The organism is Streptomyces sp. NPDC039609, from assembly GCF_055596705.1.
The window spans coordinates 46,393-62,309 of record NZ_JBVIUJ010000012.1 but is presented as its reverse complement, the minus strand read 5'-3'; the positions used below and the strand labels follow the sequence as shown (position 1 = coordinate 62,309).

General features: G+C 70.2%; 12 protein-coding genes and 1 pseudogene. 8 read left to right on the top strand and 5 right to left on the bottom strand.

What is annotated here, in order from left to right:
• Window positions 1-212 precede the first annotated feature (212 nt).
• Window positions 213-1,433 carry a DUF4190 domain-containing protein gene (locus ACZ561_RS30735; RefSeq protein WP_471001149.1) on the bottom strand — a complete coding sequence of 407 codons (1,221 nt, stop codon included), beginning with the start codon at window positions 1,431-1,433 and terminating at the stop codon, window positions 213-215.
• 123 nt (window positions 1,434-1,556) lie between these two features.
• Here ACZ561_RS30735 and ACZ561_RS30730 point away from each other — a divergent pair, with 123 nt between their 5' ends.
• On the top strand, window positions 1,557-2,798 hold the full coding sequence (locus ACZ561_RS30730; RefSeq protein ID WP_471001146.1) for a serpin family protein: 1,242 nt from the start codon (window positions 1,557-1,559) through the stop codon (window positions 2,796-2,798).
• On the top strand, window positions 2,795-4,231 hold the full coding sequence (locus tag ACZ561_RS30725; protein WP_471001143.1) for a translation initiation factor 2: 1,437 nt from the start codon (window positions 2,795-2,797) through the stop codon (window positions 4,229-4,231). The genes ACZ561_RS30730 and ACZ561_RS30725 overlap by 4 nt, the downstream gene beginning before the upstream one ends.
• Window positions 4,232-4,299: 68 nt before the next feature.
• Here ACZ561_RS30725 and ACZ561_RS30720 read toward each other — a convergent pair whose 3' ends face one another.
• Window positions 4,300-5,874 (bottom strand): S8 family peptidase, encoded by a 1,575-nt coding sequence (locus ACZ561_RS30720; protein ID WP_471001140.1) that lies wholly within the window; start codon window positions 5,872-5,874, stop codon window positions 4,300-4,302.
• A gap of 178 nt (window positions 5,875-6,052) precedes the next feature.
• Between ACZ561_RS30720 and ACZ561_RS30715 the strand changes: the two genes are divergently transcribed.
• The 4 genes and pseudogenes from ACZ561_RS30715 (at window position 6,053) to ACZ561_RS30700 (ending at window position 13,212) form a co-directional block, all read left to right on the top strand.
• Window positions 6,053-7,186: a threonine synthase gene (locus tag ACZ561_RS30715; protein ID WP_471001137.1), complete on the top strand. Its 1,134-nt coding sequence runs from the start codon at window positions 6,053-6,055 to the stop codon at window positions 7,184-7,186.
• 262 nt (window positions 7,187-7,448) lie between these two features.
• A pseudogene (locus ACZ561_RS30710) lies at window positions 7,449-8,027 on the top strand (NADPH-dependent FMN reductase); the annotation flags it as partial.
• A gap of 74 nt (window positions 8,028-8,101) precedes the next feature.
• The gene (locus ACZ561_RS30705; protein ID WP_471001134.1) at window positions 8,102-9,688 is read left to right on the top strand and encodes an MFS transporter; all 1,587 of its coding nucleotides are present in this window, start codon (window positions 8,102-8,104) and stop codon (window positions 9,686-9,688) included.
• Window positions 9,689-9,912: 224 nt separating this feature from the next.
• Window positions 9,913-13,212: a BTAD domain-containing putative transcriptional regulator gene (locus tag ACZ561_RS30700; protein ID WP_471001131.1), complete on the top strand. Its 3,300-nt coding sequence runs from the start codon at window positions 9,913-9,915 to the stop codon at window positions 13,210-13,212.
• Between the two features lie 188 nt (window positions 13,213-13,400).
• Here the strand turns inward: ACZ561_RS30700 and ACZ561_RS30695 are convergent, their stop codons facing one another.
• The 3 genes from ACZ561_RS30695 to ACZ561_RS30685 all read right to left on the bottom strand — a co-directional run bounded on the left by ACZ561_RS30695 (window position 13,401) and on the right by ACZ561_RS30685 (window position 14,566).
• On the bottom strand, window positions 13,401-13,655 hold the full coding sequence (locus tag ACZ561_RS30695) for a Txe/YoeB family addiction module toxin (protein ID WP_168530032.1): 255 nt from the start codon (window positions 13,653-13,655) through the stop codon (window positions 13,401-13,403).
• Window positions 13,652-13,933, bottom strand: a complete 282-nt coding sequence (locus ACZ561_RS30690) for a type II toxin-antitoxin system Phd/YefM family antitoxin (protein WP_385181578.1) — start codon at window positions 13,931-13,933, stop codon at window positions 13,652-13,654. Before ACZ561_RS30690 ends, ACZ561_RS30695 begins: the two co-directional genes overlap by 4 nt.
• A 339-nt stretch (window positions 13,934-14,272) precedes the next feature.
• Entirely contained in the window at window positions 14,273-14,566 is a 294-nt protein-coding gene (locus ACZ561_RS30685; RefSeq protein WP_471001127.1) for a hypothetical protein, read from the bottom strand.
• Between the two features lie 806 nt (window positions 14,567-15,372).
• Here ACZ561_RS30685 and ACZ561_RS30680 point away from each other — a divergent pair.
• The gene (locus ACZ561_RS30680; RefSeq protein WP_019434848.1) at window positions 15,373-15,642 is read left to right on the top strand and encodes a type II toxin-antitoxin system Phd/YefM family antitoxin; all 270 of its coding nucleotides are present in this window, start codon (window positions 15,373-15,375) and stop codon (window positions 15,640-15,642) included.
• Window positions 15,635-15,898 carry a type II toxin-antitoxin system RelE family toxin gene (locus ACZ561_RS30675; RefSeq protein ID WP_471001124.1) on the top strand — a complete coding sequence of 88 codons (264 nt, stop codon included), beginning with the start codon at window positions 15,635-15,637 and terminating at the stop codon, window positions 15,896-15,898. Before ACZ561_RS30680 ends, ACZ561_RS30675 begins: the two co-directional genes overlap by 8 nt.
• The last annotated feature ends 19 nt before the right edge of the window (window positions 15,899-15,917 follow it).

The window sequence follows — 15,917 nt, the reverse complement described above, 5'->3', positions numbered from 1 at the left end:
GTCGGCTCGGGCCGGGGACCGCACGCCCACGGACCGCGGGTCGGCCCGCCACCGGCGGCGTGCCAGGGAGCGACGGCAGGTCACGGGCCGCCGCTCCCGGCACGCCGCCCCGGCCCGCACAACGGTGGGGCCGGGTGTCTCCCGAAGGAGGCCCGGCCCCACCGGCGTACGCACGCCCGGCCCCACCGGCGTACGCCCGCACGGCCCAAGCGTCAGGCGGACTGGCTGTTCTCCGCGGCACCGGCGAGCCCCAGGGCCGCCCGCGCGTCCGCGCCGATGTCCTCGGGCAGGGCCTCGAAGGCCACCTCGTACGTCTCCCAGTAGGCGTCCGCGTCCGCGGACCTGGCCAGCTTGTCCCACTGCTTCGCGGCCGTGTCGAGCTCCTTGCCGAGGTCGGCGACCGGCTTCACGGCCGTACCGGACCAGCGGTGACTCCCGAGCCCCTGGCGCGCGTCCACGATCGACGTGTGGACCCGCGCAGCCCACGCCTTGTTGGCCGCGAAGTCGGCGTCGGCATCCTCGTCCGGCTCCTCGAAGACGGCGTTCTCAACGGGGTTGAGGTTCCGCAGGTAGTGCAGCTGGTCGGGGTCCAGGGTGGTCTCGTCCGCACGCAGGGAGCCCTTGAGCGGCTCGCCGTCGTCGTCGACGGCGAGCGTGCACGTCACGGCGCGGTCGCCGGCGCGCCAGCTCTGCCGGCTCGGTATGTAGTAGTAGTCCCAGACGTGCCCCGGGATCGCCCAGTTGTCCATGGAGTACGCGCTGCTGATCTCCGCGCAGCGCTTCTCCGCGAGCTTGTCGAGCGGGTCCTCGCCCGGCCACTCGTCGAAGCCGGTGATCTTGTACCCGCCGACGACCTCGCCGTCGTGCGGCTTCGCGCAGTCGACGATGTCGACGTCCGTCGTGTATGACTCCAGCTTGCCGTCGACCTCGAAGCACTCGCCCTTGCGCAGGGAGAACGCGGACTTCGACCTCGCCGCCTCGTCCATGCCCTCCTTGAAGCCCTTCCACGCCTCGCCGAAGCCGCCCGTGACCAGGCCGAGGACCATCAGGAGACAGCTGACGGAGGACAGGACGACGCCGGCAATCGCGAGGCCCTTGCCGGTCTGGTTCTTCTTCTTGATCTGCGGAAGGGCGATCAGGCCGAAGATCAGACCGAGAGGCGGGATGCAGCAGACGATGCCGGAGACGAGTGAGGCGATGGCCAGGCCGTTGGTGGTGCGCGGCGGCGCTCCATACGGGCCGGGACCGGGGCCGAGCACCGCACCGGGGCCGTAGGGCGCGTACGGCCCGTAGGGGCCGGGGCCGGCGTACGGCGATCCGGCCTGGGGCACACCCGGCGCAGGCGGCGGAGGCCCCATCGGGTTCGACGGCTCGGGTGCGGGCCACTCGCGCCGGGGCGGCTGAGAATCCTGGGGCGGCTGGGAGGGCTCCACGACTACGGTTCTCCTGTTGGGGCGGGGTGCGAAACAGCTGGAACCGCTGGAACGGCCGGAACCAGCTGGCACAAACATGCGAACGGGCGCGCGCATCGTACGTGGTCCGAGGACGGGGGCGGTATGCAATTGGCATCCACGGCAATACGGGCGGAGACGGTACGAGCGGTCAACCGGCTCACGTCACGGTGGGCGGGCACCCTCGGCGTCGAGGGCGCTGTCCTGTCCGCGGCGGGTGTCTGGCCGCTGCTGGCCCTCCTGGCGGACGGCGCCGACGGCGCGGCGCGCGAGGAGTTGGAGGAGGCCCTCGGCATCCGCGCCGACCACGCGGCGGACGCGGCACGGGGGCTGCTCGGCGCCCTGGGTGCGATGCGCGGGTCGGCGGCGGCCGTCGGCCTCTGGACACGGCCCGAACTGGAGCTGCGCGAGCGGTGGGTGAGGGGCCTTCCGGAGGCCACGCTCGGCCGCTTCACCGGTGACGTCAGCGCGGACCAGGCGGCGCTGGACGCCTGGGCGAAGGAGCGTACGGGCGGGCTGATCCCGGCCATGCCGGTCACTGTGGACAGGGGGACGCAGCTGGTCCTCGCCGCCGCCCAGGCCGTACGGACACAATGGCTCCGGCCCTTCGACGACTGCGAACTGGCACCCGAGTCCGGCCCCTGGGCCGGGCGGTATCTGAACGGCCTGCGGCGGTGGACCTCGCTCCTCGACCGGGTCGGGGTGGCGCAGACGGCCTCCGGTCCGCTGACGGTCCTCAAGGTGCTCGGTGACACCGGCATCGATGTCCACCTCCTCCTCGGAGAGGAGGAGACGGAGCCGGGTGCGGTCCTGAAGGCCGGGATCGAGGTCCTGTCGGGCGTTTCCAAGGCCGTGCCGGGCAACCTGCTCCCCTTCGGAGAGCAGGGACCCGGCCTGAACGTCCGCAACGCGCGCAGCTACGACCGCGCGCCGACGCTGGCCGTCACGACGTCCCCGTTCTCCCTCACCGCCGATCACGATCTACTGGAGTCCCCCGAGTTGTTCGGCCTCACGTCGGCGACGGACCGCCGGCACGGTCACTTCCCGGGCATCAGCGACTTCCCGCTCGCGATCGCCGACGCCCGCCAGTCGGCCATGGCGCGTTTCGACGCGAAGGGCTTCGAGGCGGCGTCGGTCTCGGCGATGGGTGCATGCGCGGGCGGGGCCGCGGCTCCCCCGCCGTACGTGGTCCGGCGTATCGACGTCGACTTCGACCGCCCCTTCGGCTTCCTGACCGTGCACCGCACCTCACGGCTGGTTCTGACGGCGGGCTGGGTCGCCGAGCCGGTGGACCACGTCTTCGAAGAGTTCGAGGAGGACGAGGAGTTCGAGGAGGACGAGGCGTGAGCGCGATCCTCCAGGGACTGGCCGTCAACCCTGCCGCGCCGGTGGACGTACTCCTGCGGCTCCTCGACTCGGGGGACGGGCCGGTCCATTCGTCCTTGTGCCGCCGCCGACGTGAGATCCCCGGCGAGGTCGTGGCGGCGATCCTCGCGCACCCGCACCCCCGCGCACGCGCGGGACTGGCACGCAACCCGTACGTCTCCGGGGAGTTGCGGGGCCGGGTCGTGGACGACGAGTACCCGCACGTACGGTCGTGCCTGGCGGGCGGCCCGGGCGAGGGCGCGTGGCCGCGGCACCTGCCGGACCATGTGATCGACCGGATGTACACGACGTACGACGGCCACGAGCTGGGTCAGCTGATCGTCTCGCGCCAGGCACCGCGCCGTATCCGCATCGAGTACGCCACCCACCCCTCGCCGACACTCCGCCGGTACAGCACCAGCATGTGGCGGTGGCTCCCCGAGGAGCAGCGGGCGGCCCTCCTCGACGACCCCGACCCGGACATCCGCGCGTCCGCCGCGAGGCGTCTCGAGGAGGACGACGCGACGGAGATGGAGCGGCAGTTGCGCGCACTCCCCGGGGACCGTTCGCACGCCCACGGCCACATCCTCGTGAACTGCCGCCTCTCGCGGGCGGTCGTCGACGAGCTGCTGCTCGAACGCGAGCGCGACGACCTGTGGTGCCTCGCGCACAACTACAGCACTCCCCCGGACGTCGTCGCCCACGTCGCCCGGGTCGGCACCCCCAAGGTCCGGCTGGAGGTCGCCAAACGGGAGGACCTCCCCCGCGACCTGGTGGACCTCCTCGCGCGCGACACCGACCCCGAGGTCCGTACCGCCGTCTCCCTGCGCCCGGAACTGACCGAGGACGAGCGCGCGGCCGTCGACTATGTCGTCGCCCCGCTCAGAGACCTCTGGCTGGACGAGGACCCGTACCGCGCGCCGCTCTCCCACGCCCGGTCCGCCCATCCCCTGCTGCGCCGCCGCGTCGCCCACAACCCGGACCTCCCCGCCGATCTCGTCGCCCTCCTCGCGGCCGACGACGACCTGGGCGTACGGGTCCTTCTGGCGCAGTTCCACCCCGGCGCGCCGCCCGAGCTCCTGCTGCGCTGCTACCTGGAGTACACGGGGCAGTACCGCGACCGGCTGCTCGAGCTGCCGCGGTTCCCGACCGGCGGCCTCGGCCCGCGATTCGCGTCCGCCGAGGACCCCGCCGTACGCCTGCTGGCGACGCACGACCCGGAGCTGGACCCGGCGGTCGCCGATGCGCTCACTCGGGACGAGGATCCGCGGATCCGTTCGGCGGCGGCCCGGAACCCGGCTCTTCCGCCGACACGGCTTCATCAACTCCTTGAAGACAAGGAGTTGATGGAGGACGCGGCCGCCAACCCGACGCTTCCGCCGGAGACGATGTACCGGCTTCTCGACGAGCCATGACGAAGGGGCGGCCGCCGTCGGCGACCGCCCCTCACTGCTCACGTCCTACGGTGCGGATGCGTTCCCGTTCAGAACTGCAGTGCCCAGGAGTCGATCTTCCCGGTGTCGTAGCGCGCGTTGTCGCTGACCCGGAGCTTCCACGTGCCGTTGGCGACCTCGGAGGAGGCGTTCACCGTGTACGTAGTGTTGATGTTGTCGGAGCTGCCACCGGTGCCGTAGCCCTTCAGCGTGTACGCCGTGCCGTCGGGTGCGATCAGCTGGACCTGCAGGTCACCGATGTAGGTGTGAACGATGTTCACAGGCACCTGGAGGGAGGAGGGCGCGTTGCCCGTGACGCCGCTGACGGTGACCGGGGACTCGACGGTCGTGTTGTCGGCGATGGCGAAGTCCGCGGTGTTCTCGAACTTCTTGCCGGGCGGCGGGGTCGTGCCGCCGCCACCGACGAAGAGGAGACGGTTCGGCGAGCCGGTGCCGGGGCTGCCGACGACGTTCGGCGTGGCGGCGTTGGTCAGCGCCGTCGAGACCTGGGCCGGGGTGGCCGACGGGTTGTCCGCGAGGTAGACGGCGGCCGCGCCGGCGACGTGCGGGGTGGCCATCGACGTACCGGAGATGGTGTTGGTGGCGGTGTCGTTCGTGTTCCAGGCCGAGGTGATCGACGAGCCCGGGGCGAAGATGTCCAGCACGCTGCCGTAGTTGGAGAAGCTGGAGCGGGCGTCGGTGTTGGTCGTGGAGCCGACCGTGATCGCCTCTCCGACGCGCGCCGGCGAGTAGTTGGAGGCGTTGGAGTTGTCGTTGCCGGCGGCGACGGCGTAGGTGACGCCGGACGCGATCGAGTTGCGCACGGCCTGGTCGAGGGCGGTGTCGACCCCGCCGCCCAGGCTCATGTTGGCGACGGCCGGCTTCACGGCGTTCTGCGTGACCCAGTCGATGCCGGCGACGACCTGCGCGGTCGTGCCGGAACCCTGGTTGTTGAGCACGCGGACGCCGACGATCTTGGCCTTCTTGGCGACACCGTAGGAGGATCCCGCGACGGTGCCCGCGACATGCGTGCCGTGACCGTGGCCGTCCTGGGCGACGTTGTCGTTGTCGATGGCGTCGTAGCCGTTGAAGGCCCGGCCGCCGAAGTCGCTGTGGGAGATGCGTACGCCGGTGTCGATGATGTACGCCGTCACGCCCTGGCCCGCGCTGTCCGGGTAGGTGTAGCTCTGGTTCAGCGGAAGGGCCCGCTGGTCGACCCGGTCCAGGCCCCAGGAGGGCGGGTTGGGCTGTGTGCCGGTGACCTTGAAGACGCGGTTCTGCACGACGGACTCGACCGCGGGGTCGGCGGCGAGCTTCTTCGCCTGCGCCTCCGTGAGTTCGACGTTGTAGCCGTTCAGCGCCGAGGTGTACGTCTTCTTGATCGTCGCGCCGTGCTTGGCCGCGATCGCCCGGCCCTTCGAGGTCTCCGCCTGGGCGGACTCGTCGAGGGTGACGATGTAGCTGCCCTCGATCGTCCCGGGGGCGCCGGCGTTGAGGATCACGCCTTCGGCGGCGGCCTCGGCCGCGGTGGCCGGGAGGGTGGAGGCGGTGCCGAGAGCCAGGGCGGCGACGGCTATGGCGCTGGCGGCGGCGAGTCTGCGCCGCGAGTCACGCATCACGGACATGTGAGGGATCCTCCTCATTGGTGGTGCGTTGCTGTGGGGGTACGGCAGGGACATGTCAAAACGACGCGGAGCGTCCACGCCGTTTCGAATGTCCGGCTGCCGAGCGAAAGATTGACGGATCCATAGGAATCCCACAAGGCCTGCGAGCGCCCCGACACACCCGCGACACACCGCTGCCATGCTGATGACCATGACCTCCTATCTCTGCCCCCGATGCCGCGTCCAGGCCCCCGCTGATGCCCTCACCTGGTGTTGTCCGGAGTGTCGAGGCCCCTGGGACCTGGAGTTCGCCAGTGCACCGGTTTCACTCAAGTCCCTGGCGTCACGCGTGAATTCATTGTGGCGTTACGAAGAGGCGCTGCCGTTGGCGACCGAGATCCCCCATGTGACCCTCGGCGAGGGCCGCACGCCCCTGGTCCCGCTCACGGATTCGGTTTCGGCCAAACTCGACTTCCTCATGCCGACGTTGTCCTTCAAGGACCGGGGCGCGGTCATGCTCGCCGAGCTCGCCCGGCGCCTCGCGCAGGGTGGCGGCCTGCGCCGTGTCCTCGCCGACAGCAGCGGCAACGCGGGCACGGCGATCGCCGCGTACTGCGCGCGGGCGGGCCTCGACTGCGTGGTCTACGTACCGGACGGCACGTCCCCCAAGAAGCTCGAGCAGATCCGGGCGCACGGCGCGCGGCTGACCGTCGTCCCCGGCGACCGCGAGGCCACGGCGCGGGCGGCGCGCGAGGCCGCCGACGAGCCCGGCACGTTCTACGCCTCGCACGTCTACAACCCGCACTTCCTGCACGGCACCAAGACGTACGTGTACGAGCTCTGGGAGGAGCTCGGCGGCGTACTCCCGGACACGATCGTGGTCCCGGTCGGCAACGGCACCCTCCTCCTGGGCGCCGCGCTGGCCGTCGAGGAGTTGTACCGTCACGGGCTCGTCGACACCCGACCGACCCTGGTCGCCGTACAGGCCGAGGCGGTGTCCCCGCTGGCCGCGGCGTTCCACGCGGGGGCGGACGAGCTGACGGAGCCGGCGCCCGTGCGCCCCACGCTCGCCGAAGGAATCGCGATCCCGAACCCGCCCCGCGCCCGGCAGATCCTGCGGGCCGTTCGCGAGACGGGCGGGACGTTCCTCACCGTGACGGAGGACCAGATCCACGCGGCCCAGCTGGACCTGGCGCGCCGCGGCCTCTTCGTGGAGTCGACGGGCGTCGCCTGCTGGGCGGCCGTACGCGCGACGGCCCCGCGCCCGGGTCTGACCGTCGTACCGCTGTGCGGGGCGGGCGCGAAGACGGGCCTCGGTCCGTCCAGGACGTGATGTGATCCGGTACGGCGAGCTGCCCGCTCCGCGGGCACACGGACCGCAGTCGCTCGACCGGCACTGAACCACCACAGGCCCACGCCGGGTCTGCCGCGGGGTGCGGGTGCCCGGGATCGATTCACGATCCCGGGTCACCCGCACCCCGTTTTCGCGTTGCGCCGCCGATACCGAGAGGGGACCGAGAGCGGACCGAGAGAGCACCACGAGCGGCACCGCGCACCGTATGAGGTGCACGAACCGAGCCCGAGGGGGAACCGTGATGCTGGAACGCAGACTGAACGTGGCCGTGATCATCGGCAGTACCCGTTCCGGCCGCTTCGGCCCCGTCCCCGCCAAGTGGATCGCCACCGAGGCGGCCAAGCGCGACGACTTCGACGTCGACGTGATCGACCTGGCCCAGGTGTGGCTGCCCGACGTGCTGCCGGAGAGCCCCGATGGTCCGCTGCCACAGGCGGTGACCGACCTCGCCCCCTGGCTGGCCAGGGCGGACGCGTTCGTGATCGTGACACCGGAGTACAACCACAGCTTCCCCGCCTCGCTGAAGAACGCCATCGACTGGTACGTCGACGAGTGGACGGCGAAGCCGGTCGCCTTCGTCTCCTACGGCGGCATCGCCGGCGGGCTGCGCGCGGTGGCCGATCTGCGCGGGATCTTCCCCGGACTGCACGCCGTCACCGTCCGGGACTCCGTCTGCTTCCCCAACCACCGGGAGAACTTCGACGACGAGGGCCGACCCGAGGACCCCGAGGGCTGTGGGTCCGCGGCGGAGGCCATGTTCGACCAACTCGCGTGGTGGGGCCACGCCCTGCGCGACGCCCGCGCCCGGCAGCCGTATCCCGTCCAGGGCAGTCCCCCGACCGCGCACGCACCCCACCACGTCGGATCACGCACCAGGCTCAAGGAAGGAATTCCATGTCAACGAACGCCCCCGAGGCACCTGCCCGGAAGGCCGGGACCCGGGAATGGGTGGGACTCGCCGTGCTGGCCCTGCCCACCCTGCTGATCTCTCTCGATCAGAGTGTGCTGTACCTGGCACTGCCCCACCTCGCCGAGGCGCTGAAGCCGACTGGCACACAGACGCTGTGGATGATGGACATCTACGGCTTCCTGATCGCCGGCTTCCTCATCACCATGGGCACGCTGGGCGACCGGATGGGCCGCCGCAAACTGCTGATGATCGGCGCGACGGCCGTCGGCGTCACCTCGATTGCGGCCGCCTACTCCACCAGCGCGGAGGCCCTGATCGTCACCCGCGCCCTGCTCGGTGTCGCCGCCGCAACGCTGATGCCGTCCACCCTCGCCCTCATCAGCAACATGTTCGAGGACCCGTACCAGCGCGGTCGCGCCATCGCGGTGTGGGCCGGCTGCTTCATGGGAGGCACCGCTCTCGGCCCGGTCATCGGCGGCGCGATGCTGGAGTCCTTCTGGTGGGGCTCGGTGTTCCTGCTGGGGGTGCCCGTCATGGTGGTGCTGCTGATCGTCGCGCCCATCGTGCTGCCGGAGTACAAGAACCCCCGCGCCGGCAGGATCGACCTGTTCAGCGTCCTGCTGTCGCTGGTGTCGATCCTGTCGATCATCTACGGGCTGAAGGAACTCGCGCGCTACGGATTCGAGTTGGTGCCGGTCGTCGCGATCGTCGTCGGCGTGGCCGTCGGCGCCGTGTTCGTGTCGCGGCAGGGCAAGCTGGCCGATCCCCTGCTGGACCTGAAGCTCTTCAAGGTCGGTGCGTTCACCGCTGCGCTGTTGATCCTGATGGTCTCGATGCTCGGCACCGGCGGCGGCTATCTCTTCATCACCGGGTTCGTCCAGATGGTGGAGGGCTATTCGCCGATGGAGGCGGGACTGTGGATGGTGCCCGCGGCCGTCGCGTCGATCGTCGCCGCGCAGCTGGCGCCGATCTTCGCCGAACGGCACCCGCTCAGCACCGTCATCGGGGTGAGCCTGCTCATCGGCATGACCGGCTACCTGTTGCTCGTCTTCGTCGGCCCGGTCGGGGGGATGCCGTTGCTGCTGGCCGGCTTCGTGATCACTTTCATCGGCGTCGGCACCTTCGGGGCACTCGGCACCAACCTGGTCGTCGGGTCCGTTCCGCCGGAGCGGGGCGGCTCCGCGGCGGCGCTCTCCTCCATCAGCGGTGACCTCGGCACCGCGCTCGGCATCGCCACGCTCGGCAGCCTGGGCACCGCCGTCTACCGAAGCTCGCTCGACGTGCCCGACGGCACCCCGGCGGCCGCCGCCGACTCCGCCGCGGGAAGCATGGAGGGCGCCGTCACTGCCGCCCGGAGCCTCTCCGCCGAGGCCTCCGACGGACTGCTGACCGCCGCCAGGGACGCGTACACCAGCGGGCTGAACTCGATCGGTGTCGCCTGCGCCGTCGTCACCGCGATCAGCGCGACCATCGCGTTCACCTTCCTGCGCAAGAGCCACGGGGCCACGCCGTCCGGCGATGCCCCGAAGCAGCGGGAGGCCGAGGCCGAGGGCTCGTTCTCGACCACCTGACACCCTCCGACCGACACGCTCCGACCGACACCCTCCGACAGGAATGAGCGGCTGGTACGCCGGCTCGGGCCCCGCAGCCCGCGCCGGCGCTCTTCCGGACATCGCAGTTCCTTTCGCGTGCGTGACTCCCTTGACGACGACGCCGTGCACGCACGTGTGATCGGGCCGACCGCCGGGCCGATACCGCCCTGCCATCGCCCGCCGCACTGGGTTAGCGTGATCACATGCGTTTCGGGATTCTCGGTTCGTTGGGGGTGTGGACGGAGGACGGACGACCGGTCCGGGTGCCCGAGCTCAAAGTCCGCGCTCTGCTGGCCGGCCTTCTGGCGCACCAGGGACGACCGGTCTCCGCGGACAGGCTGATCGACGACCTGTGGGGCACGAGGCTGCCCAACAACCCGGTGGGCGTACTGCAGAACAAGGTGTGGCAGCTGCGGCGGGCACTCGAGGACGCCGAGCCGGGTGGTCGGGACCTCGTGGTGTCCCTCTCGCCGGGATACCAACTGCGGCCCGGAGCCCACGCGGTGGACGCTGACCGGTTCCTCGATCTGATGACGCGGTCGCGGGCGACCGACGACTCCCGCGTGCGCGCCGCTCTGCTGGCGGACGCGCTGGCAGTGTGGCGTGGGCCCGCGTTCGCCGACTTCGCCGACGAGGAGTTCACCCGCGCCGCGCGGGACCGGCTGGAGGAGCAGCGGCTGACCGCGCTGGAGGAGCAGGCCGAGACACGGCTGAACCTCGGCGAGCACGCGCTGGTGGCCGACGAACTCGGGGACCTGGTCGCCCTTCACCCCCTCCGGGAACGGCTGCGGGCCGCTCATATGCGCGCGCTCTACCGTGCGGGCCGACAGAGTGCGGCGCTCAGCAGCTACGCCGATCTGCGCGGACGCCTGGCCGAAACCCTGGGTCTGGATCCCAGCCCCGAACTGGCAGCCCTGCACCAGGCGATCCTCACCCAGGACGCGGCGCTCACCGCCGTCCCCTGTCCCGACACCGCCGCGGCCCGCCCACCGACGAACGTGCCCACCTCTCTCACCGGCCTGATCGGCAGGGCGGAGGCGATCGGTGAACTCCGGGAGCTGCTGGGCGCGAACAGACTGGTGACGCTCATCGGCTCGGGCGGGGTCGGCAAGACGCAGCTGGCCCTGGCGACCGCCGCGCAGGTCGGCGCCGAGTTCCCGGGGGGCGTACGACTGGTCGAGTTCGGTGCGCTCGACCCGTCCCCGTCGGACGACACCCGGGGACAGGGCGCCGTGGCTTCGTCGGTCGAGGTGCACGAGGTGCTCGGCGCGGTACTCCGGGTCCGGGACGACACGGCTTCGGGACCAGGATCCGGGGGCGCGCCGCCCTCGCTCACCGACCGGGTCGCCCAGGCGCTGGGCGAGCGGCCGGCCCTGTTGGTGTTCGACAACTGCGAGCATGTGGTCGGCCCGGTCGCCGAGTTGACCGAGCGGCTGCTCAAAGCCGTCCCCGCCCTGAGGATCCTGGCCACCAGTCAGGTCCCGTTGGGCATCACCGGTGAACACCTCCAGGAAGTGCCCCCGCTGCGTCGCCCCGGACCCACGACGGAGCTCAGCCCCGCGTCCGTACACCGCTACAGCGCGGTGGAGCTGTTCGTGACGCGGGCGACCGCGGCGGCACCGAACTTCGTACTCGACGCGACCAACGTCGAGGCGGTCGTCTCGATCTGCCGGCGGCTCGACGGTATTCCGCTCGCCCTGGAGATGGCCGCCACCCGGGTACGGGTGCTGGGGGTACGTGAGTTGGCCGCACGCCTCGACGACCGGTTCCACCTGCTCGCGGCGGGTGCGCGCAGCGCCCCGGCACGGCAGCGCACCCTGAGAGCGGTGATCGACTGGAGCTGGGAGCTGCTCGGCGAGCAGGAGCGGGTGGTGCTCCGGCGGCTGGCCGTGCACGCCGACGGCTGCACTCTCGCCGCCGCCGAGGAGATCTGCGCCGCGGACGGCCTGAACCGTACGGACGTACTCGACGTGGTCGCCCGGCTGGTGGACTGGTCCCTGGTGGTCATGACGGACGGCACGGACGGGCCCCGGTACCACCTGCTCGAATCGGTCACCGCCTACTGCGTCGAACGCCTCCACGAGGCGGGCGAGTTCGACGAACTCCGGCGCAGGCACCGCGACTACTACACCGGTCTGGCCGAGCAGGCCGACCCTCACCTACGGGGTCATGGCCAGCGGCAGTGGCTGCACCGCCTGGACGCCGAAGCCGCGAATCTGCGGACCGCGTTCGATTGCGCGGTGCAGCTCGGTGACGCCGACTGCGCGTTGCGCCTCGCGAATGCGCTCAGCTGGTACTGGTACCTGCGCGGCCGGAGCAACGAGGCCAAGCGGTCCCTGACCGTGGCGCTGTCGCTCGACGGCGCGCCGCCCGCCGCGGCGGCCGAGGCCACGGCCCTGCTGGGCGGCTTCAAGCTGGTACTCGGCGGCATCGCCGACCCGGTGGCGGAGTACCGCACCGCGTTGCAGCCGTACGAAGAGCTGGACGACCCGGGCGGGCGTGCCCGGGCCCAGTGGTTCCTCGGATCCAGCCTCTACGGAATCGGCGACCTGGGGCCGAGCGAGGACCTGGTCCACCGGGCACTGACGACGTTCCGGGCACTCGGCGATCGCTGGGGCATGGCCGCGGCGCTGGGCAGCCGGACCTTCCACGCGCATCAGAGGGGCGATCTCAGCGCGTTGCGGCGGGACGGTGAGCAGAGCCTGGAGCTGTTCCGTGAGCTGGGCGACCAATGGGGGCAGCTCCAGGCCTCGGTGCCGCTCGGGACGCTGGCCGAAACCGTCGGCGACTACGAGCGGGCCGGGCGACTGTACCGGGAAGGACTGCGGATGGCGGAGGACCTGGGGCTGTGGCCCCAGGCCTCCTTCCAGCTCTCGGGACTCGGCCGGGTCGCGCTGCTGACGGGGGACCTTCCACGGGCCGAGGAGTTCCACGAGCGCGCCGCACGGCTCGCCGCCGAGCAGTCGGACCGCTTCGGGGAGCAGTACGCCGAGATCGGCCTCGCGCTGGGGGCGCGCCGGGCGGGCGACCTCGACGCGGCCGAACGGCATCTGGTCCGCGTGCTCGACCTGCACCGTCAGATGGGTTACGAGCCGGCCAGGCCCTCGGTGATCCTGGTCGAGCTGGGGTTCGTCGCGGAGTGCCGGGACGACGCGCCGGCCGCTCTGGCGCTGCAGCTGGAGGCGTACGCGGCGGCCGGCGAGACCGGCAATCCACGGGCGGTCGCGCTGGCTCTGGAGGGCATGGCAGGGGCGCGGTCACTGGCCGGCCACTCGGAGCACGCCGCCCGGTTGCTGGGGGCGGCCACCGCGGCCAGGCAGTCGGTCCATGCACCACTGCGGGGTGGCGAACGCTTCGACGTGGACCGCATCGCCACCCGGCTCAGGGACGCACTGGGCGAGGCCCACTACGACGCGGAGTTCGCGCGGGGCGGCGCACTGACGCCGGAGGAACTCCTGCAGACACTGGAACACGGAAGGCGCCGGACTCGACGGAGCCCTTGAGTAAATGACGCAGCCGCTGCCCATGCGTCGTCGACACGCTCGACAATCATGCAGTCGCTCATTACTCAAACGTTGAAGCGGAATGCCGAGCGCAGAGCTGCGACCTGCGGATACGTCATTCCGGAGGGGTCTCAGCACCATCCCAGCACGGGAGCGACACCCCAGCACCGCCCGCACTGCATGGGCGGTCAGTAGTGGTATCGAGCCGCGAGAATGACGATCTCCTTGTCGGTCACCAGGTAGACGAGGCGGTGCTCGTCGTCGATCCGCCGCGACCACGCCCCGGGCAAGTGGTACTTCAAAGGTTCGGGCTTGCCAATCCCCGAGAAGGGGTCACGCCTGACGTCCTCGATGAGCTTGTTGATCCGGGCGAGCATCTTGCGGTCGTTCTTGAGCCAGGACGTGTAGTCCTCCCAGCCCTGATCCTCAAAGACGAGCCTCACGCGGCACCCGCACCCGCGTCCGCCGAGTCCGGATCGATCAGCTCGCGCTCCGACACGTTGATGTTCGCCAGGGCGTTTTCATACGCCTTGAGCAGCCGGCGGGCGTTCGCCGGGGAGCGCAGCAGGTATGAGCCCTCGCGGAGCGCCGCATAGTCCTCGGCCGAGACGAGCACGGCGTTGCCGTGCTTCGAGACGATCTCGATGGCCTCGTGGTTCTCGTTGACCTTCTTGATCAGCGGAAAGAGTTCCTTGCGGGCTTCGCTCGCGGTTATGGACATGACCTAACCTCTCCCCTCAAGTGGTACCTAATAACGTACCACTCTCAGAGCCACCCGGGAGGGAGAAATGCCTGACGGGCTGCCAGCCATCCCAGCACCATCCCGGCACGGGAAAAGCCAAGGGCCCACCTCCGAGGAGGTGGGCCCTTCTGACCTGCAGGTTTGCCCAGTGAGCGACGTGGTGCCAATTCACACGCTCAGACGGTGAAGCGGAATGAACTGCGGTCTGATCCTGACCTGCGACGGAGCCCCCTAAAGGGCTCTGAACTGGGGTTTCCTGGTTGGCATGCGTTGGCTCTCGACGACCGTTCACGGGTGTCCTGCGGACTGGCTGCGGACTCACTCGACGGAGTCGAGGTGCCTCCGAAGCTCCGTAGCGATCCCCTCTTCGCCGCCCTCGACCGGCAGGGGCCACGGGTCCTGCTCGCCATTGGCCATGGCGAGACTGCTCGCGAACCGGACGAGGTTCGGTGCAGGGGCGAAGGAGTCACGGAGCCATCGGGCGAAGGCGGCGGCTTCACCAACGGTCACGTCGGTCAGGGCGATGTAGGCATAGTCGGGGTCGGTCATCGCCGCGGTGCCGTCGATCCATACGTCGGGGGCCAGCTCGATCTCGAAATCAAGAACGGTCATGCTGTGGATGCCGGAAGTCCGGTGTTCCACGGTGGGCTCGGGGAAGCCCTGCCTCAGAGCCCGCTCCAGGGACTCAAGGGTGGCATCCCACGCTCCGCCGTCGTCTTGGGGCGGGTAGAAGGCGAAGTTGGTTCGTATGTTCCGTTCAGCAGACACAGTCTTCCTCTGTCTCAGGGCACGTATCGCGTCGAGCCAGGCGAGGAGCCGAACCCCAGCTTGCCCAAGGTCGCGGATGCAGCCGACACGTACACCTTGGCAAACGCTCGCCCTGCGCCGTCGCCTCCTGCCATCCCGTGTTGTCGGGCCAGCTCGTGCCCCAAGGCGATGGCGGTGCCCTTGGCCCCACGCATGGACTTCGATCAGGCCCATCGAGCCCCGGATCATCCCCTCCGCGATGAACTTCAGCCGAGGTGCGAGTCCGCTCACTGCCGCCTCCCCATTGCAGACGTGAACGAACACGCTATCCCAGGAGGCCAGTTCACATCAGATGGGTATCCAGCGGCTGCGCCCCAACCACCAACATCGGGCCGCGAGCCCGGAGTTCTACGGACAGCTGCGGACCGCTGCGGACAGCAAGGCGCCCTGACCCGCATACTCGCAGGTCAGGGCGCCTCTGCGTGTTCGATCAGACGTTGAAGCGGAACGTTCAACGCAGAGCTCCGACCTGCGAAAACACGGTTCTGAAAGTGGTTATCCAGCACCCATCCAGCACGGTGCGAGTTCATCCGGCACATCCAGCACCACACGACCCGACCCGACCCGACCGAAGGTTGTGTACACATGACACACTCGGTACGCTTGAGCGCATGACGCAGCCGCTGCCCATAGAGTCCATCCGCGACGTGCGCGCCCACCTGGCGGAAGTCGTGGAGCGTGCGGACCGCGACGACGTACCCACGGTCATCACGCGCCGGGGCAAGGAAGTCGCCGCCGTCGTCTCCATCGAAGTGCTGCGCAAGTACCAGGAGTGGGAAGAGCGCGAGATCAACCGGATCATCGACGAGCGCATGGCCAACCCGGCACCCGGCATCCCGATCGAGGACATCATGAGGGAGACGCTGGCGCGCGGTGAGTGAGTACCGGACCGTCTTCCGACCGGAGGCGCAGGCCGAGCTTCGGAAGATCCCTCGCGACATGGCGCTGCGCATCCTGGCCAAGCTGACCGAGCTGGAGAGCGATCCCCTCGGGTTCAACACCACCGCGCTCGTGTCGCAGCCGGAACGCCGCCGGCTGCGAGTCGGCGACTACCGGGTCGTCTACACGATCGACAACGGAGAGCTCGTGGTGTGGGTCGTACACGTCGGGCATCGCGCCACCGTTTACGACACCTGACGCCGGCTGATCCAGCGTC